The 25,565-nt window shown below is 57.5% G+C and carries 21 protein-coding genes; 11 read left to right on the top strand and 10 right to left on the bottom strand.

The annotated features are described in order from the left end of the window. The first annotated feature begins 165 nt into the window (after nucleotides 1-165). Genes ACP3TA_RS19320 through ACP3TA_RS19340 form a run of 5 tightly spaced genes read left to right on the top strand, consistent with a single transcriptional unit; the run spans nucleotide 166 to nucleotide 6,321 of the window. Entirely contained in the window at nucleotides 166-1,200 is a 1,035-nt protein-coding gene (locus ACP3TA_RS19320) for an NAD(P)-dependent alcohol dehydrogenase (protein ID WP_116286253.1), read from the top strand. Nucleotides 1,201-1,204: 4 nt separating this feature from the next. After that, nucleotides 1,205-2,722, top strand: coding sequence for a xylulokinase (gene xylB, locus ACP3TA_RS19325; RefSeq protein ID WP_197780333.1), 1,518 nt, complete (start codon nucleotides 1,205-1,207; stop codon nucleotides 2,720-2,722). Then, on the top strand, nucleotides 2,716-4,224 hold the full coding sequence (locus tag ACP3TA_RS19330) for a sugar ABC transporter ATP-binding protein (protein ID WP_405053201.1): 1,509 nt from the start codon (nucleotides 2,716-2,718) through the stop codon (nucleotides 4,222-4,224). Before xylB ends, ACP3TA_RS19330 begins: the two co-directional genes overlap by 7 nt. Before the next feature lie 18 nt (nucleotides 4,225-4,242). Continuing rightward, nucleotides 4,243-5,280: an ABC transporter permease gene (locus ACP3TA_RS19335; RefSeq protein ID WP_033650230.1), complete on the top strand. Its 1,038-nt coding sequence runs from the start codon at nucleotides 4,243-4,245 to the stop codon at nucleotides 5,278-5,280. 33 nt (nucleotides 5,281-5,313) lie between these two features. Beyond that, on the top strand, nucleotides 5,314-6,321 hold the full coding sequence (locus ACP3TA_RS19340) for a substrate-binding domain-containing protein (RefSeq protein WP_206196460.1): 1,008 nt from the start codon (nucleotides 5,314-5,316) through the stop codon (nucleotides 6,319-6,321). 142 nt (nucleotides 6,322-6,463) lie between these two features. Here the strand turns inward: ACP3TA_RS19340 and ACP3TA_RS19345 are convergent, their stop codons facing one another. Beyond that, entirely contained in the window at nucleotides 6,464-7,027 is a 564-nt protein-coding gene (locus ACP3TA_RS19345; RefSeq protein ID WP_033643293.1) for a TetR/AcrR family transcriptional regulator, read from the bottom strand. Nucleotides 7,028-7,154: 127 nt separating this feature from the next. Between ACP3TA_RS19345 and smfY the strand changes: the two genes are divergently transcribed. Then, nucleotides 7,155-8,627 carry a multidrug efflux MFS transporter SmfY gene (gene smfY / locus ACP3TA_RS19350; protein WP_033643294.1) on the top strand — a complete coding sequence of 491 codons (1,473 nt, stop codon included), beginning with the start codon at nucleotides 7,155-7,157 and terminating at the stop codon, nucleotides 8,625-8,627. 200 nt (nucleotides 8,628-8,827) lie between these two features. After that, on the top strand, nucleotides 8,828-9,319 hold the full coding sequence (locus ACP3TA_RS19355) for a Dps family protein (RefSeq protein ID WP_019452735.1): 492 nt from the start codon (nucleotides 8,828-8,830) through the stop codon (nucleotides 9,317-9,319). Between the two features lie 46 nt (nucleotides 9,320-9,365). On the opposite strand, the gene ACP3TA_RS19360 is transcribed toward ACP3TA_RS19355, so the two are convergent. Next, entirely contained in the window at nucleotides 9,366-9,542 is a 177-nt protein-coding gene (locus ACP3TA_RS19360; RefSeq protein ID WP_025159792.1) for a YciY family protein, read from the bottom strand. Between the two features lie 242 nt (nucleotides 9,543-9,784). Between ACP3TA_RS19360 and cls the strand changes: the two genes are divergently transcribed. Continuing rightward, nucleotides 9,785-11,245 (top strand): cardiolipin synthase, encoded by a 1,461-nt coding sequence (gene cls / locus ACP3TA_RS19365; RefSeq protein WP_033643295.1) that lies wholly within the window; start codon nucleotides 9,785-9,787, stop codon nucleotides 11,243-11,245. Nucleotides 11,246-11,301: 56 nt separating this feature from the next. After that, entirely contained in the window at nucleotides 11,302-11,625 is a 324-nt protein-coding gene (locus tag ACP3TA_RS19370) for an HI1450 family dsDNA-mimic protein (protein WP_004932139.1), read from the top strand. 73 nt (nucleotides 11,626-11,698) lie between these two features. Here the strand turns inward: ACP3TA_RS19370 and oppF are convergent, their stop codons facing one another. The 7 genes from oppF to ACP3TA_RS19405 all read right to left on the bottom strand — a co-directional run bounded on the left by oppF (nucleotide 11,699) and on the right by ACP3TA_RS19405 (nucleotide 20,416). Further along, on the bottom strand, nucleotides 11,699-12,700 hold the full coding sequence (gene oppF, locus ACP3TA_RS19375) for a murein tripeptide/oligopeptide ABC transporter ATP binding protein OppF (protein ID WP_004932143.1): 1,002 nt from the start codon (nucleotides 12,698-12,700) through the stop codon (nucleotides 11,699-11,701). Continuing rightward, nucleotides 12,697-13,713 (bottom strand): ABC transporter ATP-binding protein, encoded by a 1,017-nt coding sequence (locus ACP3TA_RS19380; protein WP_047574933.1) that lies wholly within the window; start codon nucleotides 13,711-13,713, stop codon nucleotides 12,697-12,699. Before ACP3TA_RS19380 ends, oppF begins: the two co-directional genes overlap by 4 nt. An 11-nt stretch (nucleotides 13,714-13,724) precedes the next feature. Next, complete coding sequence (oppC, locus tag ACP3TA_RS19385) at nucleotides 13,725-14,633, bottom strand: oligopeptide ABC transporter permease OppC (protein WP_004932149.1); 909 nt, start codon at nucleotides 14,631-14,633, stop codon at nucleotides 13,725-13,727. A gap of 14 nt (nucleotides 14,634-14,647) precedes the next feature. Then, nucleotides 14,648-15,568, bottom strand: a complete 921-nt coding sequence (gene oppB / locus ACP3TA_RS19390; protein WP_004932150.1) for an oligopeptide ABC transporter permease OppB — start codon at nucleotides 15,566-15,568, stop codon at nucleotides 14,648-14,650. An 83-nt stretch (nucleotides 15,569-15,651) separates the two neighbouring features. Next, entirely contained in the window at nucleotides 15,652-17,289 is a 1,638-nt protein-coding gene (oppA, locus tag ACP3TA_RS19395) for an oligopeptide ABC transporter substrate-binding protein OppA (RefSeq protein ID WP_033643298.1), read from the bottom strand. A gap of 149 nt (nucleotides 17,290-17,438) precedes the next feature. Next, the gene (locus ACP3TA_RS19400) at nucleotides 17,439-19,076 is read right to left on the bottom strand and encodes an ABC transporter substrate-binding protein (protein WP_096242312.1); all 1,638 of its coding nucleotides are present in this window, start codon (nucleotides 19,074-19,076) and stop codon (nucleotides 17,439-17,441) included. Nucleotides 19,077-19,771: 695 nt separating this feature from the next. Continuing rightward, nucleotides 19,772-20,416, bottom strand: a complete 645-nt coding sequence (locus ACP3TA_RS19405; RefSeq protein ID WP_015378089.1) for a YchE family NAAT transporter — start codon at nucleotides 20,414-20,416, stop codon at nucleotides 19,772-19,774. A gap of 529 nt (nucleotides 20,417-20,945) precedes the next feature. Here ACP3TA_RS19405 and adhE point away from each other — a divergent pair. Beyond that, nucleotides 20,946-23,618 (top strand): bifunctional acetaldehyde-CoA/alcohol dehydrogenase, encoded by a 2,673-nt coding sequence (gene adhE / locus ACP3TA_RS19410; protein WP_033643300.1) that lies wholly within the window; start codon nucleotides 20,946-20,948, stop codon nucleotides 23,616-23,618. A gap of 119 nt (nucleotides 23,619-23,737) precedes the next feature. On the opposite strand, the gene ACP3TA_RS19415 is transcribed toward adhE, so the two are convergent. Further along, nucleotides 23,738-24,322 carry a thymidine kinase gene (locus ACP3TA_RS19415; RefSeq protein ID WP_033643301.1) on the bottom strand — a complete coding sequence of 195 codons (585 nt, stop codon included), beginning with the start codon at nucleotides 24,320-24,322 and terminating at the stop codon, nucleotides 23,738-23,740. A gap of 704 nt (nucleotides 24,323-25,026) precedes the next feature. On the opposite strand from ACP3TA_RS19415, the gene hns reads away from it, so the two are divergent. Continuing rightward, nucleotides 25,027-25,434 (top strand): histone-like nucleoid-structuring protein H-NS, encoded by a 408-nt coding sequence (hns, locus tag ACP3TA_RS19420; RefSeq protein WP_004932170.1) that lies wholly within the window; start codon nucleotides 25,027-25,029, stop codon nucleotides 25,432-25,434. Nucleotides 25,435-25,565: the final 131 nt, after the last annotated feature.

Below are 25,565 nucleotides of genomic sequence, written 5' to 3' on the forward strand. Positions count from 1 at the left end.
GCCGATTTTGTGACCACCGTCGCTATATTGAATAACAACCCGCCAGCAAAATTAACTCTCGTCGAGTAATTCCAACATTGATCACAGTTTAACCACCCGCATTAGCTCACTATCGCCGCATTGAAATGATATCGTTACCATAAAAATGATTCACCAGGAGGCAATATGAAAGCATTAGTGCTGGCCAAAGCGGGGGAAATCGCTATCGAGGACGTCCAACTGGCCGAAACGCTGGGGCCCGACGATGTACAGATAAAAATTCATTCCGTGGGCATCTGCGGCAGCGATGTGCACTATTACCAGCATGGCCGCATTGGCCCGTTTGTGGTCAAAGCCCCGATGGTGCTCGGCCATGAGGCCGCCGGCGTGGTGCTCGCGACAGGTGAAAACGTCACTCACCTCAGCGTCGGCGATCGCGTTTGCATGGAGCCCGGCATTCCCGACCTCAACTCGGCGCAGACGCGCGCCGGGATTTACAACCTGGACCCCGCCGTTCGCTTCTGGGCGACGCCGCCGGTGCACGGCTGTTTGCGCGAAACCGTCATCCACCCCGCCGCATTCACGTTCAAACTGCCGGACAACGTCAGTTTCGCTGAAGGCGCCATGGTTGAACCCCTGGCCATCGGCATGCAAGCGGCCACCAAAGCCGGGATCAAACCCGGCGATATCGCGCTGGTGATCGGCGCTGGGCCGATCGGCGTGGTCACCGCCCTCGCGGCGCTGGCGGGTGGCTGCTCGGACGTCATTATCTGCGACCTGTTTGACGAGAAACTCGCCGTGGCGGCCAGCTATGAAGGGCTGCACGCCGTCAATATCAAAACCGGCGACCTGGCGGGGAAAGTGGCTGCGCTCACCAGCGGCAATGGCGTCGATATCGTGTTTGAATGCAGCGGCGCAAAACCGGCTATCGCTACGCTGGCCGAACATGCGGCGCCAGGGGCGACCGCCGTGCTGGTCGGCATGCCGATCGACGCCGCGCCGATGGATATCGTCGCCGCGCAGGCCAAGGAAATCACCTTCAAGACCATTTTCCGCTACGCCAACATGTATCCGCGCACGCTGCGGTTGTTGAGCAGCGGCAAATTGCGCGTCCAACCGTTGATAAGCCAAACCTACAAATTCTCCGACAGCGTGGCCGCCTTCGAGCGCGCGGCGGCGGGATATGCCTCGGACATCAAAATCATGCTGGAAATGGAGTGATCCTATGGCGCTCTATGCTGGCATAGACTGCGGTACGCAAGGCACGAAAGTCGTGATTGTCGACAGCACACAGGGCGTGATCCTCGGTGAGGGCAGCGCCCCTCACCGCCTCATCAGCCAAGCCAATGGCCGGCGCGAACAAGAGGCCGACTGGTGGATTGAGGCGTTGGTCACCGCGTTTCGCCAAGCCGTGACTAACGCCGGTATTGATGCCGGGGAAATTAACGCTCTGGGGGTCTCGGGCCAACAGCATGGATTTGTGCCGCTGGACGCAGACGGCAACGTGCTGCACAGCGTCAAGCTGTGGTGCGATACCGAAACCGCGGAGGAAAACGAACTGCTGCTGCAGCGGCTCGGCGGCGCCAAGGGCTCGCTGGACAAGCTCGGCCTGCGGCTCGCCACCGGTTATACCGCGTCAAAAATCCTTTGGTTCAAGACGCACCATCCGGCGCTCTGGGCAAAACTGCACACCGTGCTGTTGCCGCATGATTATTTGAACTTCTGGCTGACCGGGGAGCGTGTAGCGGAATATGGCGATGCTTCCGGCACCGGGCTGTTCGATGTGCGCGCCCGTAGCTGGAGTCAAGCCGCCGTCAATCTTATCGATGACAGCGGCCGTTTATGGCATGCCCTGCCGCCGCTCAAAAGCGCGGAATGCTGCATCGGCACGGTGCGCCCCTTCGCGGCGGAAAAGCTCGGCCTTGGCCCGGCAGTTCGGGTCTCGACCGGCGGCGGCGACAACATGATGGCGGCCATCGGTTCCGGCAACATCGAGGCCGGCACCGTTACCCTAAGCCTGGGCACCTCCGGCACGCTATTCGCCTGGTCCGCCGCGCCCGTCGTGGCGGAATCCGACATGATTGCCGGTTTCTGCTCCAGCACCAACGGGTGGCTGCCCTTGATATGCACCATGAATGTCACCTCGGCCACCACGGCCATGCAGACGCTGCTGGACGAAGATCTTGACGGCTTTAACCGCTTATTGGCGCAGGCGGCGCCGGGTGCCGGCGGCGTCGAGATGCTGCCGTTCTTCAACGGCGAACGCGTTCCCCCGCTGCCCCACGCGCGCGCCAGCCTGCATAACCTCGATAGCGACAATTTTACTCGCGCCAATCTCTGCCTGGCGGTGGTTGAAAGCGCCACCTACGGCCTGCGCTATGGCATCGAGCTGTTTCGCCGCCAGGGCATCGAAACGCGCGAGATCCGCCTCACCGGCGGCGGCGCCCGCAGCACCGCCTGGCGACAAATCGTCGCGAACGTGATGGGGTGCCCGGTGGTCTGCCTGAACGTCAAAGAGACCGCCGCGCTGGGCGGCGCCATTCAAGCGATGTGGGCGACGTCGTTGGCCGATCGCCCGCACCAGAACGCCGCCGGGCTCTTGGCTGAACTGTGCCAACGCTTCGTTTCCCTGGATGAAGCCACGCGCACGACGCCAAACGCCGACAGGCAAACGCAATACGAGACGCTTTATCAACGGTACCTGCAGCGTTTGCAGCGGACATACCCGGAGGTTCAATCGTGACGCGAGATCCCCATACGCAAGCCCCTGCCTATCTGCTGGAAGTCAGCGGCGTCAGGAAAGCCTTTGGCCCGGTCGTGGCGCTCAAGAACGCCGAGTTTTGCCTGCGGCGCGGATCCATCCATGCCCTGTGCGGCGGCAACGGCGCGGGGAAATCCACCTTTCTCAGCATTCTGATGGGCTTTATTCAACCCGATGGCGGCGACATTTTTATCAATGGTCAACGCTGTGAATTTCATCATCCCCGGGAAGCCCTCAATGCCGGCATCGCCATCGTGCAGCAGGAGCTGAGCGCGATCCCGGACCTGACGGTGGCAGAAAACATTTGGCTGGGCCGCGAGCCGAGACGCCTGGGTTTCGTCGACTTTGCGACGCTCAACCAACGCACCACCCGTCTGCTCGAGGAACTTGATTTCAAGATCGACGCGCGAGAAAAAATGCGCAACCTGAGCGTCGCCGAGCAGCAACTGGTCGAGATCGCCAAAGCGCTGTCGCACGCCAATGCCGACATCATCATCATGGATGAACCCACCTCGGCGATTGGCGAAGAGGATGCGCAAAAAATCTTTCATACACTTCAGCAACTGGCGGCGAAAGGTAAAGGCATTATCTACGTCTCCCACCGTTTGTCCGAGATATTCCAAATCGCGGACAGCTACACCATTTTCCGCGACGGCGCCTATATCCATGAGGGCTATATCGCCGACATTACCCGCGAGCAGTTGATCGAACACATTATCGGCGGCGAGTACGACAGCGAGTTCGCCAAGTTCAATCAACCCGGCGAAGAGGTCTTGCTGGAGGTCAACGGCCTGTGTTGGCGCAGCAAGATAAAGGATATCAGCCTGCAACTGAAGCACGGTGAGATCCTGGGCATCTACGGCCTGGTGGGATCAGGCCGCAGCGAGTTTCTCGATCTTATCTTCGGCATTCAGCATGCCGACGCCGGCACGATTCGCTTGGGCGACAAGACGCTGAACCGCCATTCCCCGCGAGAGGCCATCGACAGCGGCATTGCCTACGTGACGGAAGATCGCAAGGAAACCGGCCTGGTGCTGTGCCGTTCCGTCAGTGAAAACATCAATATCGCCTCTTTTGCCGGCATAAGCCGAATGGGGTTCGTCAGCGAAAAACGGGAGCAAGCGCGAACCCGCGACATGATCCAGCGCTTTAACGTTAAAACCCACGATGGCGAACAGCCCGTGGGCAACCTGAGCGGCGGCAACCAGCAAAAAGTGGTGCTGGGCCGCTGGGCGCTGTTGGATCCGGAGGTGTTGTTGCTCGACGAGCCGACGCGCGGTATCGACGTCGGCGCCAAGAAAGAGATCTATCGATTTATGTCGGAGTTCGCCTTGCAAAACAAAGGGATCATCATGGTTTCCTCCGAGCTTTCGGAAATTATCGGCATGAGCGATCGCATCCTGGTGTTTCGTGACGGGCAGTTGGCCGGCGAGCTTGCGGCAGCCGATGCGACTCAGGCAGCACTGATGAAACTTGCGGTTTAACAGAGAGAGAAAAACAAAATGAGCAGCGCCCACTCCTTATCACCAGGAATGTCATTTTTCACCCGCAATAAGCGCCGTATGCACAAATACGGCATTATCATCGCCTTTTTCGCGCTGTGCCTGATCGTGGCGCTGATTGGCGAATATCAGGTCGCCCAGGGAGCCTGGAGCAGCAATTATTTTCTCAGCAATGAAAACACCCTGATCGTACTGCGCCAGGTCTCGATCAACGGCATTCTGGCGATAGGCATGACCTTCGTCATCATCACGGCAGGCGTCGATCTCTCCGTCGGCTCGGTGCTGGCGTTAAGCGGCATCGTCGCCGCCCGCTTCGCCACCAACAATAGCGGATTGGCTATCGGTGATACCGCGACCGCCGTTATGGCGCCGCTGATCGTGGCGCTGGGGATCGGCATCGTCTGCGGCCTGGTGAACGGCACCGTGTTGGCTCGCTACCGGCTGCAGCCGTTTATCGTCACCATGGGCATGCTCTCCGCGGCGCGCGGGTTAACCATGTTGACCACCAACGGCAATCCGGTATCGCAATTGAACAGCGATTTCCGCTGGTTAGGCAATGGCTACCTCGGCGGCGTTCCGGTGCCGGTCATCATCTTCATCGTGCTGTTCGCCCTCGCCTGGCTCGTGCTGAATAAAACCCTCTTCGGGCGCTACATCTACGCCGTCGGCGGCAACCCGAAAAGCGCGCGCACCTCGGGGATTAACGTCACGCGCATCAAAATACTGGTGTATACGCTGTGCGGCGCGCTGGCCGGCATCGCCGGCCTGATCCTCACCGCGCGCACCGGTTCGGCGCAAACCAACGCCGGCGCTGGGTATGAGCTGGACGCCATCGCGGCGGTGGTGATCGGCGGCACCAGCATGGCCGGCGGCGTCGGTACGCTGGTCGGCACCTTCTTCGGCGTGCTGATTATCGGGGTGATGAATAACGGCCTCGATCTGCTCGGCGTGCAATCGTACTACCAACAAATTATCAAAGGCGCATTGATCGTTCTTGCCGTCTTGCTCGACCCATCGCGTAAGCAACAGCGCGATTAATAACATCAGACCCAACTCTACCAGGAGAAAACCATGAATAAGACCAAGATAGCGTTGTTTGCCTCTGCCATGCTGTTCGGCAGCCTGTCGGCGGCTCAGGCCACCCCGGTTAAAATCGCGGTATTGATGTACGGCAACAAAGCCGAGTTCGTGCAATTGATGGAAAGGTTCGGCAAGGAACACCCGGCGGTGAAAAGCGGCGAAGCCGTACTGACTTTCTACGATGGGCGTTATGATGCATCGGTGCAAAACGATCAGGCCGCCACCGCTATCCAGACGCGCGCCGATGCCATTATCGTCAACCCGATGGATTTTGAGGCCAATATCGATATCGTCACCAATGCCAACGAAGCCAAAATCCCGGTGGTGGTCACCAACGCGCGCCTGAACACGGACGCGATGACGTCTGAAGTGGTGTCTAATGACGAGCTGGGCGGGTATCTGGAAGCCAAAGCCGTACTGGACAAACTCGACTGCAAGAACCAGAAGGTGAACGTGGTGATTATCGAAGGCCCGAAAGGCGGCAGCGGCGAGATCCAGCGCGGCAAGGGCAATGATAAAGCGATTGCCGAGTGCGGCGCCGGCCAGGTGACCGTGCTTGAACGTAAAACGGCCAACTGGTCACGCGCTGAAGCGCAGCCGCTGATGGAAAACTGGCTGCAGAAACACCGGGGCAAAATCAACGGCGTGATTGGCCAGAACGACGAGATGGCGCTGGGCGCCATCGAAGCGATTAAAGGGGCCGGCCTGAATGTGAAGGACTTCGCGATTGCCGGCGTTGACGGCGTTTCCGACGCGATTCATGCGGTGCAGGCCGGTGAAATGGTCTCTATCCTGCAAGATGCCAAAGGCCAGATGCAGGGTTCCATCGACGTCGCGCTGCGCGCCGTGAAAGGGAAAAGTTATCAACCACAGTCGGATATCTGGAAACAGTACGCCAAAGATCTGAAATGGGAGGGCGGCACGCAGAAGCATTATTATATTCCGTGGACCGTCGTCACCGCAGAGAATGCCCAGCAACTGTTGGACGCGCGCAAGTAATGTCCGGCGCCCCCTGCACTCAGGGGGCCTTTGCTCCGAAGCTTGCCGCAGGCAAAAAAAAGCCAGCACGGAGGGGCTGGCTAAAAAGTTCTTCGAGGGAATATCTTGTGCGATAAACATACGCCTTTCGCCGCACGCTTTACTAGCTATCAGTGCGATAGGCGCTGCCCGTTAAAATCAACGCCTGCATATCGGCGAACATCGTTTCCCATTCCGCCTGGCCGATATCCATCAAACCGAAATAACGCAGCATAAAGGCGCCTTCGGTGGCCAGAAACGCCAGCCGCGCGCGCTTACCCTCTTCGGTAGTCAAATCCAGCCCGGCGATGCGGCTGCGATACCATTCGCGCGTGCTCGCCAGATGCTCCGGCGTTTGAATCAGCGTCGCCATCAACCCGGCGGCCTTGGCGCTGGCGGTCTGATCCGAACTTTGGGTAGCCAACATATGCGCCCGCACGCTGGTCTGCGGCGAAGGATCGTCGCCGGCGATCTCCGCGAACAGCGTTTCATAGGCGCTGCCCCAGCGATCGAACATTGCGTCAATCAGGGCGTCTTTGCTGCCGAAGCAATACTGCACCCCGCCCTTGGAGATCCCCATCGCTTTGGCGACGGCGTCGATGGTTAAACCGGCGGCGCCCTGGGTGGCGACGATCTCTTCGGCGGTGTCCAAAACCTTGTCGCGATCGATGCTGCGTTGACGTCCCATTAAGAAACCCTTCTTTTCAATACGAACGTATGGATATATATTATCACCAGTATACCACCCGGCATCGCCGGAGGGTTACCGCAATGGCGGCGCCTTCGCGCCGCCCACGTAAACTGGATTATGACTTATGTACGCCAAGAACCGCTGGTTGATCCTGACGATGGTCGCCAGCGCCCTTTTCCTGATTGTTATCGACATGACGGTGCTCTATACCGCTCTGCCACGTTTAACCCAGGCGCTGGACGCCAGCGCCTCGCAAAAACTCTGGATCGTCAACGCCTACCCGCTGGTGGTCGCCGGGCTGCTGCCCGGCGCCGGCATGCTGAGCGATCGCGTCGGCCATAAGCGGCTGTTCCTCGCCGGGCTGCCGGTGTTTGCCGTCGCTTCGCTGTGCGCCGCCTTTTCGCCAACCGCCGAATGGCTGATCGCCGCACGGGTGTTCCTCGCCGTTGGCGCGGCAATGATGATGCCCGCCACGTTGTCCATCGTGCGCCACGTCTTTACCGACGAACGCGAACGCGCGCTGGCGATCGGCATCTGGGCTTCAGTGGCCTCGGGCGGCGCGGCCATCGGCCCGGTGGTCGGCGGCCTGCTGCTGGAGTATTTCTGGTGGGGATCGGTGTTCCTGATCAACGTACCGGTGGTGTTGCTGGTCTGGCCGCTGGCGTGGAAACTGATCCCCCGCTGCGGCGGCGATAACCCGCGCCCCGCCGATATCGTCGGCTCGGTGCAAATCATGATCGGTCTGGTCGGCGCTATCTATGCGCTGAAGGAACTGAGTAAGCCGGCGCCTGACGTCAGCGCGTTGCTCGCAGCGGCCCTGATCGGCATCCTGTTCCTGGCGCTGTTCGTGCGTCGCCAGCAGCGCAGCGCCCACCCGATGATCGATTTCTCCCTGTTCCGCAACCGGCTGTTCGCCGGCGGCATCGGCGTGGCGCTGCTGTCGATGGTGGCCCTGATCGGCGTCGAGCTGGTGCTCAGCCAACGCCTGCAGCTGGTGCTCGGCCTCAGTCCGCTGCAGGCGGCGCTGTTCATCTTGCCGATCCCGCTGGCCTCGGCGCTGGCGGGGCCGATGGCCGGTTTACTGTTGCCGCGCTATGGCGAACGCAGCATCATCCTCGGCGGTTTCGCCCTGACCGCCTTCGGCATCGCCGGCCTCGCCCTGTTGTATCAAAGCAGCATAGCGCTGCAGCTGGTGAGCCTGGCGTTGGTGGGCTTTGGTCTCGGCGGCGTGATCACCGCCGCGTCCACCGCCATCATGCTGAACGCGCCGGAGGAGAAATCCGGTATGGCGGCCTCTATCGAAGACGTCTCCTACGAGCTGGGCGGCGTACTGGGCGTGACGTTGCTCGGCGGGCTGATGACGGCGGTCTACAGCCATAGTCTGGCGCTGCCAGCGGAGCTGCCGGTCAGCGAGTTGGCCTACGACAGCATCGACGAGGCGTTGCGCCTGGCGGCCGGGATGGCGGCCGATCGCGCGCAGCAGCTGACGCAGTTGGCGCGTTTGGCCTTCGATCGCGCGTTTATCATGGTACTGATCGCCGCCGCGCTGTTAATGGCGCTGGGCGCCGGCGTGGTAAAACTGGCGCTGCGCAAGTAACCGATAAAAGCGGCTTTTTTCGCCTGCGGATCCTGCGTAAACTGATTCGGCAATTTGCTCGACGGATTTATCGTCATCGGTTTGAGCGATGGCAATGATGCCTGTTATCGTGTTTAACCCTGCGATAAATCCGGTTACTGTAACAGCTATGGAAATTGATTCTGTCTACCCTTGGAACGAATAATCAGGAGAAGATTATTATGGCAACGGCGAAGAAAGCAGCGAAAACCCATATCGGCCTCGACAGTAAACAATCGGCAAAACTCGCCGAAGCGCTAAATGCGCTGTTGGCGAATTATCAGGTGCTGTATATGAATGTGCGCGGCTATCACTGGAATATTACCGGCCCGCAATTCTTTGAGCTGCACGCGAAATTCGAAGAAACTTACAACGATCTGCTGACCAAGGTGGATGAGCTGGCGGAACGCATTCTGACGCTGGGCTCGCAGCCGCGCCACGCTTACAGCGACTATCTGAAAACCGCCGATATCAAGGAACACACCAATGTGACCGATGATAAGGGCACGCTGCGCGGCCTGTTGGAAGGGTATTCAATCTTGCTGCAACAGCAGCGTGAACTGCTGACGGTCGCGGCGGACGCCGGCGACGAAGGCACCGCGTCGCTGATGAGCGATTACATCAAAGAGCAGGAAAAACAGGTCTGGATGCTTAACGCCTACCTCGGCAAATAAACCCAGGCGCCATAACAAAACAGTCCCTCACGGGACTGTTTTCGTTTTACCACTCGCAGGATACCGCAAACAGCAGCGCGCGCCGATGCTGATCGTCCAGGCGACGGCGCACCCGGATAATATGGCGATTGCTGCAAGACTGGCGCTCCAGCCAACGATGCCGACGGCGTTGGCTCTGCCGCAACATTCGCCAACGGCCCACTTCATTTCTACTGCGTCTCATAATTCCGTCACTCGTTCGTCTAATGCCAACCGCGGGCATTATAGCCCTTTCAGCCCGCGATCCAAGTCGCCGTTATCGGCGACATCGCAGGCGCCGCGCCGCTAAAAGCCGCCCTTTCGATTTCGGCAAGTGCCTTAACTTCATCATATTTATGTAACATAAGCGCCGATAAAAGGTTTCGCCTTGACCGATCTGTGCGTACACTCATCATTGGTGGTTTGCGAACGGGATTTTTCGCCTTTATGACAACATTTTATACCGTAATCAGTTGGCTCATGGTGTTCGGCTACTGGCTGCTGATCGCCGGCGTGACGATGCGCATTTTGATGAAACGCCGTGCGGTTCCCTCTGCCATGGCCTGGTTGCTGGTTATCTATATTCTGCCGCTGTTCGGCATCGTCGCCTATTTATCGTTCGGCGAGCTGCATCTGGGCAAGCGCCGGGCCGAGCGCGCCAAGGCCATGTGGCCGTCGACCGCGCGCTGGCTGAAAGAGCTGAAAGAGAGTCGCCGCATCTTCGCCACCGAATACAGTAAAGTCGCCGAACCGCTGTTCCAGCTGTGCAACCGCCGCCAGGGCATCGACGGCGTCAAGGGCAACCAGCTGCAGTTGCTCACCACCACCGACGACACGCTGAAAGCGCTGATCCGCGACATCGAGCTGGCACGCCACAACATCGAAATGGTGTTCTATATCTGGCAGCCCGGCGGCCTGGTCGATCAGGTGGCCGAATCGCTGATGGCCGCCGCGCGGCGCGGCGTACACTGCCGTCTGATGCTGGACTCCGCCGGCAGCCTGCAATTTTTCCGCAGCCCCTACCCGGCGATGATGCGCAACGCCGGCATCGAAGTGGTCGAAGCGCTGAAGGTCAACCTGCTGCGCGTATTCCTGCGCCGCATGGATCTGCGCCAGCACCGCAAGGTGGTGCTGATCGACAACTACATCGCCTATACCGGCAGCATGAACATGGTCGATCCACGCTATTTCAAACAGGATGCGGGCGTCGGTCAATGGATCGATCTGATGGCGCGCATGGAAGGCCCGGTGGCCACCACCATGGGCATCGTCTATGCCTGCGACTGGGAAATTGAAACCGGCAAGCGCATTTTGCCGCCGCCGCCGGACGTCAACATCATGCCGTTCGAGCAGGAAAGCGGCCACACCATTCAGGTGATCGCCTCCGGCCCCGGCTTCCCCGAGGAAATGATCCACCAGGCACTGCTGACCGCGGTTTATTCCGCGCGCGAACAGCTGATCATGACCACGCCGTACTTCGTGCCGAGCGACGATCTGCTGCACGCCATCTGCACCGCCGCTCTGCGCGGCGTCGAGGTCAGCATCATCGTGCCGCGCGACAACGATTCGATGATGGTGCGCTGGGCCAGCCGCGCGTTCTTCTCCGAGCTGCTGGAAGCCGGCGTGAAAATCTATCAGTTCGAAGGCGGCCTGCTGCACACCAAGAGCGTGCTGGTCGACGGCCAGCTCAGCCTGGTCGGCACCGTCAATCTGGATATGCGCAGCCTGTGGCTGAATTTCGAAATCACCCTGGTGATCGACGACGACGGCTTCGGCAGCGATCTGGCCTGCGTGCAGGAAGATTACATCGCTCGCTCCAAGCTGCTGAACGCCAAAGAGTGGCTGAAGCGGCCGTTCTGGCACCGCCTGGTCGAGCGCCTGTTCTACTTTTTCAGCCCGTTGCTGTAAAAGCCGCGGCGAGCGTGCTTTAATAGCGCCAAATCATTTGTTATCAGGATTTTTTTATGGATTTGAATAACCGCCTTACCGAAGACGAAACGCTGGAACAGGCCTACGACATCTTCCTCGAATTGGCCGGCGACAATCTGGATCCGGCGGATATTCTGCTGTTCAATCTGCAGTTTGAAGAGCGCGGCGGCGCAGAACTGTACGACCCCTCCGAAGACTGGAGCGAGCACGTGGATTACGACCTGAACCCGGACTTCTTCGCCGAAGTGGTGATCGGTCTGGCGGACAGCGACGGCGAGCCGATCAACGACGTGTTCGCCCGCGTGCTGATCTGCCGCGAGAAAGACCACAAGCTGTGCCACATTCTGTGGAAAGAGTGATTCACCGCTAACGTTTCGGATAAAAAAAGCCCCGCTGAATAAGCGGGGCTTTTTGTTGCCGGCTAGCGGCGCATTACAGCGGATCGACCTTCAGGCACGAAACCGCATGGCGGAAACTGCCCTCCAGCAGCGGGCGCGTCTTGGCGCACTCCGGCCCGGCGATCGGGCAGCGGGTGCGGAACACGCAGCCGGACGGCGGGTTGATCGGCGAAGGCAGCTCCCCTTCCAACAGCTGGATCTGCTTTTCCTTCTCCTTGTCCGGATCCGGGATCGGCACCGCCGACATCAGCGCCTTGGTGTAAGGGTGCTGCGGATTGTGGTACACCTCGTCATAGGTGCCCAGCTCCACCGCATGGCCCAGATACATCACCAGCACGCGATCGGAAATGTGCTTCACCACCGCCAAATCGTGGGCGATAAAGATCAATGACAGCCCCATTTCGCGCTGCAGCTGCTGCAGCAGGTTCACCACCTGCGCCTGAATCGACACATCCAGCGCGGAGACCGGCTCGTCGCAGATCACCAGCTTCGGTTCGAGGATCAGCGCGCGCGCGATGCCGATACGCTGGCACTGGCCGCCGGAGAACTCGTGCGGATAACGGTTGATCAGATTAGGCAGCAGGCCGACCTTCAGCATCATCGCCTTGACCTTGTCCTTCACTTCCTGACGCGGCATTTTCGGGTAGTAGGTGCGCAGCGGCTCGGCGATGATTTCGCCGATGGTCATGCGCGGGTTGAGCGAAGCCAGCGGATCCTGGAAGATCATCTGGATATCGCTGCGGGTTTTGCGCCAGTCGGCGTCGTTCATGCCCAGCAGATCTTTACCCAGCCAGGCGACACGCCCGCTGGTGGCCTTCACCAGGCCGATGATGGCGCGCGCGAAGGTGGATTTGCCGCAGCCGGATTCGCCGACTACGCCCAGGGTTTCCCCCTCGAACAGCCGCAGCGTAACGCCATCGACCGCCTTCAGGGTTTTCGGCGGCTGCCAGAACCACTGCTTGTCGTCATGAATGTCGAAGTGCACTTTCAGATCGGCCACTTCGAGCAGCACTTTCTTGTCGGTTACCGCTGTCATACCAACGCCTCCACCGGTTTAAAGCAGGCGCGCAGGCGCCCTTCCCCAAATTGCTCCAATGGCGGAGCGCTCGCGCACTGTTCCATGGCGTACGGGCAGCGCGGCTGGAACGGGCAGCCCTTCGGCAGCCGCAGCAGGTTCGGCGGGTTGCCGGGAATGGTCAGCAACGCTTCGCCTTCGGCGTCGAGGCGCGGCACCGCGTTCAACAGACCGATGGAGTACGGGTGGCTCGGCTGGTAGAACACCTCGCGCGCGCTGCCGTATTCCATGGTGCGGCCGGCGTACATCACCAGCACCTTGTTGCAGATGCCGGCCACCACGCCCAGATCGTGGGTGATCATGATGATGGCGGTGTTGAACTCGCGCTTGAGCTCGTTGAGCAGCGTCATGATCTGCGCCTGAACGGTCACGTCCAGCGCGGTGGTCGGCTCGTCGGCGATAAGCAGCTTCGGCCGGCACAGCAGCGCCATGGCGATCATCACGCGCTGGCGCATGCCGCCGGAAAACTCGTGCGGATACATGCGCATGCGCTTGCGCGCTTCCGGCATTTTCACCGCGTCGAGCATGCGCACCGACTCTTCGAAGGCTTCGCTTTTACTCATTTTCTTATGCAGCATCAGCACTTCCATCAGCTGTTCGCCAACGCGCATATACGGGTTGAGCGAGGTCATCGGGTCCTGGAAGATCATCGAGATTTCCTCGGCCCGCAGCTTGTTGAGCTGATTTTCCGGCAGGTTGAGGATTTCACGGCCGTTGAATTTGGCCGAGCCGCCGATGCGGCCATTGCTGGCCAGCAGCCCCATCAGCGCGAACGCGGTCTGCGATTTGCCGGAGCCGGATTCACCGACGATGCCCAGCGTTTCACCGGCGCGCAGATCGAAGTTCAGATCGTTCACCGCCGTCACGTCGCCGTCCGGGGTGGAAAACGTGACACGCAGGTCTTTCACGTCCAGCAGCGGCGACGCTTTGACGCCGGCGGCGGTTTGCAGTTGAGGATGTTCAATGGTGCTCATGGTTGCACTCCTTAACGATCTTTCGGGTCGAGGGCGTCACGCAGGCCATCGCCGATAAAGTTGAAACAGAACAGAGTGACGACCAGGAAACCCGCCGGGAACAGCAGCAACCACGGTGAAACTTCCATTGAGTTGGCGCCGTCGCTGAGCAATGCGCCCCAGCTGCTCAACGGTTCCTGCGTGCCCAGCCCCAGGAAGCTGAGGAAGGATTCGAACAGGATCATGCTCGGCACCAGCAACGAGGCATACACCACCACCACGCCGAGCACGTTCGGCACGATATGCCGCAGCACGATGTTGCGCGTGGAGACGCCGCACACCAGCGCCGCTTCGATGAACTCCTTGCGCTTCAGACCGAGGGTTTGGCCGCGCACGATACGCGCCATGTCCAGCCACGACACCATGCCGATCGCCACGAAGATAAGCAGGATATTCTGGCCGAAGAAGGTCACCAGCAGGATCACGAAGAACATGAACGGGAAGGAGTTGAGGATCTCCAGCAGGCGCATCATCACCGAGTCGATTTTGCCGCCCAGATAGCCGGACATCGCGCCGTACAGGGTGCCGACGATCACCGCCACCAGCGCCGCCGCCACGCCGACCATCAGCGAGATACGCCCGCCGATCGCCACGCGCACCAGCAGATCGCGCCCGGAGGAATCGGTGCCGAAATAGTGCCCCGATTCAACGCTGGGGGCGGCGGACATCATCGCCCAATCGGTATCGTCGTAGGCGAATTGCGACAGCATCGGCGCCAGCACCACAAACAGCGTGATCAGCGCCAGGATGAACAGGCTGCTGACCGCCGCGCGGTTGTGCATAAAACGCCGACGCGCGTCTTGCCACAGGCTGCGCCCTTCCACTTCCAGCTTCTCGCTGAAGTGTTCCAGAGCTTCGCTGTTCTTTTTAGTCAACATCATTCGCGTGCTCCAGATTAATAACGGATTTTCGGATCGATGACCGCATACAGCACATCGACGATCGCGTTGAACAGAATGGTCAGAGCGCCCACCAGAATGGTCAGGCTCAACACCAGGGAGTAGTCGCGGTTCAGCGCGCCGTTAACGAACAGCTGGCCGATCCCCGGCAGACCGTAGATGGTTTCGATCACCATCGAGCCGGTGATGATCCCGACGAACGCCGGGCCCATGTAGGACAGTACCGGCAGCAGCGCCGGCTTCAGCGCGTGGCGGAAAATGATGCGGCGCATCGGCAAACCTTTGGCGCGCGCGGTGCGAATGAAGTTGGAGTGCAGCACTTCAATCATCGAGCCGCGCGTGATACGGGCGATGCTGGCGATATAGGCCAGCGACAGCGCCACCATCGGCAAGATGATGAACTTAGGCGCGCCGCCGTTCCAGCCGCCGCCCGGCAGCCATTTCAACGTAATCGCGAAGATCAGCACCAAGAGCGGCGCCACCACGAAACTGGGTATCACCACCCCGGTCATGGCGAACCCCATCACCGTATAGTCCCATTTGGTGTTTTGATTCAACGCCGCGATCACGCCGGCGCTAACGCCCAGCACCACCGCCAACAGAAACGCGGCCAGGCCGAGCTTGGCGGACACCGGGAAAGAACTGGCCACCAAATCGTTGACCGAATAGTCCTTGTATTTAAAGGACGGGCCGAAGTCTCCCTGCGCAAGCTGCGCCAGATAATGACCGTACTGTTTCCAGATCGGGTCGTTCAAATGGTATTTGGCTTCGATATTCGCCATGACTTCCGGCGGCAATGCGCGTTCCCCGGTAAATGGACTGCCGGGCGCGAGGCGCATCATGAAGAATGAGATGGTAATAAGGATAAATAGTGTCGGGATCGCTTCCAACAAGCGACGAAGTATAAATTTCAGCATTGCCCTAACCCTGTGCGACAGCCTGATGACGGCTTATTATTCTCAACATGGGCCGGCGGCCTGCGCCGCCGGCTCTTACCGTATCAATGCTTGATGATGTACAGGTTTTTGTCGTACACGTTATCAAGCGGGTCTTTGCCGGTGTAGCCACCGACGTAAGGTTTCACCAAACGGGCGTTCACGTAGTAATACAGCGGAACGATGGCGGAATCTTTATCCAGCTGAACTTCCGCTTTCTGATACAGATCGGCGCGCTCGTCTTTGGTCTTCGCGGTCAACACGTTGGCCATCAGCTTGTCGAACTCGGCGCTCTTGTAGTGCGGGGTGTTACTGCTGCTGTCGGACAGCATCATGTTCAGGAACGAGCTCGGCTCGTTGTAGTCGGCGCACCAGCCGGCGCGCGATACGTCATAGGTGCCCTGATGGCGGGTATCCAGGAAGGTTTTCCACTCCTGGTTCACCAGCTTCACGTCCACGCCCAGGTTTTTCTTCCAGATGGAGGCGGCGGCGATCGCCAGCTTCTTGTGCAGATCGGAGGTGTTGTACAGCAGGGAGAAGGTCAGCGGTTTACCCGGGCCGTAGCCGGCGTCCGCCAGCAGTTTCTTCGCCACTTCGTTGCGTTTTTCCTGCGTCCAGCCGAACCACTCCGGCGGGGTCAGCTTGGCGCCGTCGGTGTATGGCGGCGTAAAGCTGTAGGCCGGCAGATCGCCCTGGTTTTTCACCTTGTTGACGATGATGTCGCGGTCCATGCCCAGCTTCAGCGCTTCACGCACGCGCGCATCGGTGAACGGCGCCTTCTGGTTGTTGATTTCGTAATAGTAGGTGCACAGATAAGGATCGACGTGCACCTCTTTCGGGATCTCTTTCTTCAACTTCTGGAACAGTTCGATCGGCATGTTGTTGTAGGTCATGTCGATTTCACCGGTGCGGTAGCGGTTAACGTCGGTCACTTCCGACGAAATAGGCAGGAACGTCACTTTATTGATGATGGTTTTGGCGTTATCCCAGTATTCCGGGTTACGTTCCAGTACGATGCGTTCGTTGACAACCCAGTCTTTCAGTTTGTAGGCGCCGTTGCTGACGTAGTTGGCCGGCAGCGTCCACTTCTCGCCAAACTTCTCTACCGCGTCCTTATAGACCGGTTTCATGGCGTAGTGCGGGGTCATTTCAACCAGATAAGGCACCGGCTCGCTCAGGGTCACCTGGAAGGTGTGGTCGTCGATGGCCTTCACGCCCAGCGTCGACTTGTCTTTTTTACCGGCGATGATGTCATCGACATTTTCTACGTGGGCGTACTGCAGGTAGCTGGCGTAAGGCGACGCGGTTTTCGGATCCACCACGCGCTGCCAGCTGTAGACGAAATCTTGCGCCGTCACCGGCTTGCCGTTGGACCATTTGGCGTCTTTACGCAGGTGGAAGGTCCAGACTTTGAAATCCTTGTTATCCCAGCTTTCCGCGACGCCCGGCACGATGGAACCGTCCGGGCTGTTGTTCGCCAGGCCTTCCATCAGATCGCGGGTCACGTTGTTTTCCGGCACGCCCTCGATTTTATGCGGGTCAAGCGACTGCACTTCGGAACCGTTGTTTTTGACGATTTCTTGCTTGTCGGCCAGTTGCACGCCTGCAGGAACGTCGGCCGCGAAGGCGGAGGTGGTTGCTGTGATGCCGAGCGCGGCGATGACGCCGGCGGCAATGAGGGTTTTCTTCGTGATGTTGGTCATACTTATCGACTCCAGTTTTTTATTATCACAGGCTCTTCGTGGAACCTGCGTTGCCCGTAAGCGGACTCTGTTTTCCCGCCGCTGCGGAACGAATGCGGCGGCGGGCCTTCCCCATATTCCCCTGCGGTTCAGCGTGAGGAATACCCCTTTTACTGCTTGATGATGTACAGATTTTTAACGTCGGTATAGTCCAGCGGATCTTTGCCGGTGAACCCGCCTACCGTCGGTTTGATCAAACGCGCACTGACGCGGTAATACACCGGAATCAATGCGGAGTCTTTGTCCAACTGCGTTTCCGCCTGTTGGTAGAGCGCGGCGCGCGCGGCTTCATCCGGCGCCTTCAGCGTGGCGGCCATGATGGCGTCGAACGCCGGGCTCTTGTAAAACACGGTGTTGATGCTGCTGTTGGACAGCACCAGGTTCAGGAAGGCGCTCGGCTCGTTGTAATCCCCGCACCAGGTGGCGCGCGCCACGTCGTACTGCCCCTGATGGCGGCTTTCCAGCGAAGTCTTCCACTCCTGGTTGCGCAGCGTGACGTCGGCGCCGAGGTTCTTCTTCCACATCGATGCGGCGGCGATCGCCTGCTGTTTGTTTTGATCGGAGGTGTTGTACAGCAGCGAGAACTTCAGCGGCTTGGCGGCGCTGTAACCCGCTTCCGCCAGCAGTTTTTTGGCTTCGGCGTTGCGCTGCTCCTGGCTCCAGCCGGCCCACGCGGGCTGCGTGAAGTTGACGCCTTCGGTGAAGGTCGGCGTGAAGCTGTAGGCCGGGATCTGCCCCTGGCCCATGATTTTGTTGGCGATAATGTCGCGATCCAGCGTCATCTTCACCGCCGCACGCACCCGCGGATCGGTGAACGGCGCCCGCTGGTTATTGAGTTCGTAATAGAAAGTGCACAGATAAGGGTTAACGTGCAGTTGCTCGGGCACCTCGCGCTTCATTTTGACGTACAGGTACGGCGGAATGGCGCTGTTGGTGATATCGATCTCGCCGCTGCGGAAGCGATTGACGTCGCTGACTTCAGAAGCGATCGGCAGGAAGGTCGCCTGGTTGATCACCGTCTGCTTGTTATTCCAGTAGCTCGGGCTGCGCTCCACCACAATGCGCTCGTTCACCACCCACTCTTTCAGGCGGTAAGCGCCGTTGCCGACATAGTTAGCGGGCAGCGTCCATTTATCGCCGAATTTCTCCACCACCGCGCGTTTGACCGGTTTGAGCGACGTGTGGCTCAGCATGCTGATGAAATACGGCACCGGTTCGCTCAGGGTCACCTGCAGCGTTTGATCGTCCAACGCCTTGACGCCGAGAGTCTGCGGGCTCTTTTTGCCGGTCAGGATGTCGTCGATATTCTCGACTTTGGTGTACTGCAGGTAACTGGCGTAGGGAGAAGCGATTTTCGGATCGGCCAGGCGCTGCCAACTGTAGACGAAGTCTTGCGCAGTGACCGGGCTGCCGTCGCTCCATACCGCGCCGGGGCGCAGGTGGAAGGTCCACTGCCGATAATCCTGGTTTTCCCAGCTCGCCGCCGCCGCCGGTACCACATGCCCGTTGGCGTCGGTGCTCACCAGCCCTTCCAGCAGGTTAAGAATGATATTGCTTTCGGGCACGCCCTCGACCTTATGCGGATCCAATGAAGCCACTTCGCTGCCGTTGTTGATGACAATATTCTGCTGCTGCGCCAATTGGACGCCGGCCGGAACCTCCGCCGCCAAACTGCTATTTACGGCAATGACGCTCAACGCGCCGCTAATCAACAAGGTCAAAGAAGTGCGCTTCAGGGTTTGCTGCATAATCGAGGCTCCTTTTCACCGACAAGCATCGCTTATCGAAGTTTGTGAAGTGTTTATAAGAATTCTAAATAAACGGATACCAGCAAAAATCATTCCCGTTTTTATGGCGCATTTCAGTTAATTGACCACGGGAAAGTTGCTCGGAAATTAGCAGAAGCCAAATTCCATAGCCAATAAATTTTACAAAAATGTTAAGCAATTCTCTTTTATCGCACCAAGCCCGATCCGGCCCTTGTGATGAAGGGCAAAGGAAGACATGAAAAAAACTTTGATTTTAAAGGAGAAAACTCAAAATTAGTTTCATTTGAAACTGTCGACGCAATACCATTGCCGCACAAAGAAACATTCAGTTAACAAACCAGCCATTCAAAGAACAAACACCTGCCTACAGGCGGTTAATCACTAATAACACCTGGATGAAAGTGAGACAAGCCCCACAGAATGATGTGATTAATTTAACAACAGCTTTACCGTTTAACGAGGAGAAAACGCGCGGAAATGGGGAAAGAAAAGTGTCTGAAATAACGCTTAGCGTTTTTTTTAAGCAGCAACATGAGATTTATGCAACATAAGAGTGCAATGGCATAAATTTTATTCATCTTGTGCACTATAATAATGCGAACCAATAAATAATTTAACTTTTAAAATTAATTTTAGCCGCGCTCAAGGTCAGAGGCGCGGCCAAGCGAGAGCGATTACAACAGGCCGGGGAATATCGCCTTAATGCCGGTAACGATAAATTCGATCCCGAGCGCCATCAGCAACAGGCCCATGATACGGGTGATCACGTTGATGCCGGTCTGCCCAAGCAAACGCACCAACAGCGGCGCGGCGCGGAACAATAACCAGCAGCAAAAAGCGAATAAGGCGATCGCCACCGTAAAGCCGAGCAGGCTTTGCCAATTGTGATAACGGGAACTCCACACGATGGTGGAACTGATCGCCCCCGGCCCCGCCATCAACGGCAGCGCTAACGGCACCACGCCGATGCTTTCGCGGATCGCGCTCTCCGATTTCTCCTGTTTGTTCTGCTTATCTTCACCCAGCTTGCCGCTGATCATCGACATGGCGATGGTCACCACCAAAATACCGCCGGCGATGCGGAACGAATCGATGGAGATGCCGAACATCCGCAATATCCCTTCCCCCAGGAACAGCGATGTCCATAGAATGATGGCAACCGACAGGTTGGCGGTCAGGTTGGTTTTATTGCGCCCCGCTTCCGCCTGGTAACTGGTCATACTGATAAATACCGGCAAGATGCCCACCGGGTTGACCAGCGCAAACAGACCGACAAAGAACTTGATAAAGCCGGAAAGATCCAACAGAGATTGGCCCACAGATGGCTCCGCGTTAATTGCTGTAAAGGTGTGCTGACTATGCGCGCTAATGTAATGGAATTGCCGCGGGTAATCCATCCGGCCAGAGCAGCATTTTTGACTACCAGCAAGTTAGGCAACAAAACAAATGCCCTTTGTTAAAGTGATGTATGGCCTTTTGATTTTTTATGTTGAAAAAAGAGTCACCGATCACAGTTATTGAGAATCACTCTCAAAAACACCAAGCTGAAAGGTGTCAGCTTGCACTTTTCATGATTTAGATCACAAATCAACTACCCAACAGTGGGTAAGCTCTTAGTCGTAGTCAGGGAGTAGAACAAAGTAGGCCGCGGCATCGCCGGTTCCGTTCTCCTCATTGCCTGCCCCTCCGGTTGGCGTAGGGTGAAGCTCTTTAAGCAAATCAGCAGCATGCGAAGAAATAACGCGGGAAGACCCCGGTATTCTCATCACCGCTTATCCCCGTTACGACTATACTAGTGGCTCGCACGGCTTATTTACTGAAAGAGTTTAATATTATCAGGAGAGCATTATGGCTGTAACGAATGTCGCTGAACTGAACGAGCTTGTCGCACGTGTCAAAAAAGCCCAGCGCGAATATGCCAACTTCACTCAAGAGCAAGTGGATAAAATCTTCCGCGCTGCCGCCCTCGCCGCTGCTGATGCCCGTATCCCGTTGGCCAAAATGGCCGTGGAAGAATCCGGAATGGGTATCGTCGAAGACAAAGTGATCAAAAACCACTTCGCTTCCGAGTACATCTACAACGCCTATAAAGATGAAAAAACCTGTGGCATCCTGTCTGAAGATGACACTTTCGGTACCATCACCATCGCCGAACCTATCGGCCTGATTTGCGGTATCGTTCCTACCACCAACCCAACTTCTACCGCGATCTTCAAAGCGCTGATCAGCCTGAAAACCCGCAACGGCATCATCTTCTCGCCGCACCCGCGTGCGAAGAATGCCACCAACAAAGCCGCCGACATCGTGCTGCAAGCCGCTATCGCCGCCGGCGCGCCGAAAGACATCATCGGTTGGATCGACCAACCTACCGTCGAGCTGTCCAACCAGCTGATGCACCACCCTGACATCAACCTGATCCTGGCCACCGGTGGCCCGGGCATGGTGAAAGCCGCCTACAGCTCCGGCAAACCGGCAATCGGCGTAGGCGCCGGTAACACGCCGGTCGTGGTGGACGAGACCGCAGACATCAAACGCGTGGTCGCCTCTATCCTGATGTCCAAAACCTTCGACAGCGGCGTTATCTGCGCTTCCGAACAGTCGGTCATCGTCGTTGACGCTATCTATGATGCGGTACGCGAGCGCTTCGCTTCCCACGGCGGCTATCTGCTGCAGGGCAAAGAACTGAAGGCGGTGCAGGACATCATCCTGAAAAACGGCGGCCTGAACGCGGCCATCGTCGGGCAATCCGCGCCGAAAATCGCCGAGATGGCGGGCATTAAAGTGCCGGCCAACACCAAAGTGTTGATCGGCGAAGTGAAGCTGGTCGACGAGTCCGAACCTTTCGCCCATGAAAAACTGTCGCCGACGCTGGCGATGTACCGCGCCAAAGACTTCGAAGACGCCGTCGCCAAAGCCGAAAAATTGGTCGCCATGGGCGGTATCGGCCACACCTCTTGCCTGTATACCGACCAGGATAACCAAACGGCTCGCATCGCCTACTTCGGCGATAAAATGAAAACGGCTCGCATCCTGATCAACACCCCGGCTTCTCAGGGCGGTATCGGCGACCTGTATAACTTCAAACTCGCGCCTTCGCTGACGCTGGGTTGCGGTTCCTGGGGTGGTAACTCCATCTCTGAAAACGTCGGACCTAAGCACCTGATCAACAAGAAAACTGTAGCGAAGCGAGCAGAAAACATGTTGTGGCATAAACTTCCGAAATCGATCTACTTCCGCCGTGGCTCACTGCCAATCGCGCTGGAAGAAGTGGCGACCGACGGGGCGAAACGCGCCTTCATCGTGACCGACCGTTTCCTGTTCAACAACGGCTATGCTGACCAGATCACCAAGGTTCTCAAGTCACACGGCATCGAAACCGAAGTGTTCTTCGAAGTGGAAGCCGATCCGACGCTGAGCATCGTGCGTAAAGGCGCCGAGCAGATGAACTCCTTCAAACCGGACGTCATCATCGCGCTGGGCGGCGGCTCGCCGATGGACGCCGCGAAAATCATGTGGGTGCTGTACGAACATCCTGAAACCCACTTCGAGGATCTGGCGCTGCGCTTCATGGACATCCGCAAGCGTATCTACAAGTTCCCGAAAATGGGCGTCAAAGCGAAGATGATCGCCATCACCACGACGTCAGGCACCGGTTCGGAAGTCACGCCATTCGCCGTCGTGACCGACGACGCCACCGGGCAGAAATACCCGCTGGCCGACTATGCGCTGACCCCGGACATGGCGATTGTCGACGCCAACCTGGTGATGAACATGCCGAAATCCCTGTGCGCCTTCGGCGGCCTGGATGCGGTGACCCACGCGCTGGAAGCCTACGTGTCGGTGCTGGCGAACGAATACTCTGACGGCCAGGCGCTGCAAGCGTTGAAACTGTTGAAAGAGTATCTGCCGGCCAGCTATAAAGAAGGCGCGAAGAACCCGGTTGCCCGTGAACGCGTGCACAACGCCGCCACCATCGCCGGTATCGCTTTCGCCAACGCCTTCCTCGGGGTTTGTCACTCCATGGCGCACAAACTGGGTTCGGAGTTCCACATTCCGCACGGCCTGGCTAACGCGATGCTGATTTCCAACGTCATTCGTTACAACGCGAACGACAACCCGACCAAGCAGACGGCCTTCAGCCAGTACGACCGCCCTCAGGCGCGCCGCCGCTACGCTGAAATCGCCGACCACCTCGGCCTGAGCGCACCGGGCGACCGCACCGCGCAGAAGATTGAGAAGTTGCTGGCCTGGCTGGACGAGCTGAAAACCGAGTTGGGCATCCCAGCTTCCATCCGTGAGGCGGGTGTGCAAGAAGCCGACTTCCTGGCGAAAGTCGACAAGCTGTCGGAAGACGCTTTCGACGACCAATGCACCGGCGCCAACCCACGCTATCCGCTGATTGCCGAACTCAAGCAAATCATGCTGGATACCTTCTATGGCCGCGAGTTCAGCGAAACGGTGGAAGAGGAAGCGGCTGCACCGGTCGCAGCCAAAACCGCAGTAAAGAAGCCCAAGAAATAACGGTTCCGTGAACCGATGAAAAAACCCGCCGAATGGCGGGTTTTTTATTGCGTCTGGCGCGCGGTTTTTCTTATCCCGCCGCCAAAACGCCTCAGCGGGCGCTGGCGGCATTTTCGCCCCTACTCCAGGGAGTGGATCGCCTCTTTATAATGCTTGCGACAGACGGAGACATAGCTCTCGTTACCGCCAATCACCACCTGCTCGCCGGCGTGCATCGCCTTGCCATGCTCATCCAACCGCAACACCATGTTGGCTTTACGCCCGCAGTGACAGATGGTTTTCAATTCCACCAGCTTATCGGCCCAGGCCAGCAAATATTGGCTGCCGGTAAACAACTCGCCGAGAAAATCGGTACGCAAGCCGTAACACAATACGGGAATGTCCAGTTGGTCCACCACATCGCATAATTGCTCAACCTGCGCTTTGGTCAGGAATTGGCTTTCATCCAGCAGCACACAATGCACCGGCTGCTGTTGATGCTCTTGCTGGATCATGGCGTACAGCATCGAGTCGTTGTTATAGAGCTGCGCCTGCGAGGATAAACCAATGCGCGAACTGACTTTGCCTACGCCAAAGCGGTGATCGATCTCCGCAGTGAACACCAGCGTGCGCATACCGCGCTCTTGATAGTTATATGAAGACTGTAGCAGCGCGGTGGACTTGCCGGCATTCATCGCAGAGTAATAAAAATAAAGTTGAGCCATGGCCCCGCAACTCCGATGGTATAAGAAATATTCAAAATGTTGATTAGGACGGTAAGTGTACCATAACCCGCCCCCCCGGCTCAGCCCAAAGCGAACGAATATTGCGTTCGCCGTAATAATGCGCTTTCAAGCGAAACATATCGTTCTGTCGGCCTGTTCTTTTTACAGCTATTTACAGGATAATGTATGCCTGTCATCACTATTAATTCTTGCTAATGGTTAAGCCCGGTGATTTGCCCATTAATGCCGACTTGCCCATTCCCTCTCGCTGGCGCTGCAGCCGCGGCGGAGCCCCCGTCTATTATACGCGAGCCCAATACCGGGCATTTAATCACCTGCGCCGACGCGCCAAGGTTTACTGACGCAATCTTTACCTATATACCCCTATTGTTTACAATGTCTGGCCTGCCGTGGCGTGATTAAGTCCACAGAACTCATTGTAATATTGATATAAATTACTACGATAACTTATCGATGAAAGCCTTGTGATACGCGCCTTTTAAAGCCTGTCTGCTGAAATTTTGACTTAAGCGTGCCAAGGGTAATAGTTAACAGCCCTTCCTATTATTAGTCGGACTGATCCGATTAACGGTTTTTTTAAAGGTAAATTTGAGTATTCAAGCCAATTTGGCTATTGCAGAAAAGAAAAGAGCACTCTATTATTATCGAGACGCCCCCCACCAATATAATTTGAGACTAGGACAATGAGCGAAGCATTAAAGATTTTGAACAACATCCGCACTCTGCGCGCCCAGGCAAGAGAATGCACACTGGAAACGCTGGAAGAAATGCTCGAGAAACTGGAAGTTGTTGTGAACGAACGTCGCGAAGAAGACAGCCAGGCTCAAGCAGAAATCGAAGAACGCACTCGTAAACTGCAGCAATACCGCGAAATGCTGATTGCTGACGGTATCGATCCAAATGAACTGCTGCAAACCATGGCTGCCAACAAGGCTGCCGGCAAAGCAAAACGTGCAGCACGTCCAGCTAAATACCAATATAAAGACGAAAACGGCGAGCTGAAAACCTGGACCGGCCAAGGCCGTACTCCTGCGGTGATTAAGAAAGCAATCGAAGAGCAAGGTAAATCTCTGGATGATTTCCTGCTGTAATAGCGATTCAGTCCGTATCTGAAAGGCTCCCTGCGGGGGGCCTTTTCATTTTTAGAGCGTATAACCCTGATCCCGTCATTCCTCTCTCCTTTTAGTAAATATCCTAATTCGCTTTTGCGCCGTACATGAGA

The organism is Serratia sp. 2C06 (genome assembly GCF_050037615.1).
Taxonomy (GTDB): Bacteria; Pseudomonadota; Gammaproteobacteria; order Enterobacterales; family Enterobacteriaceae; genus Serratia; species Serratia ureilytica.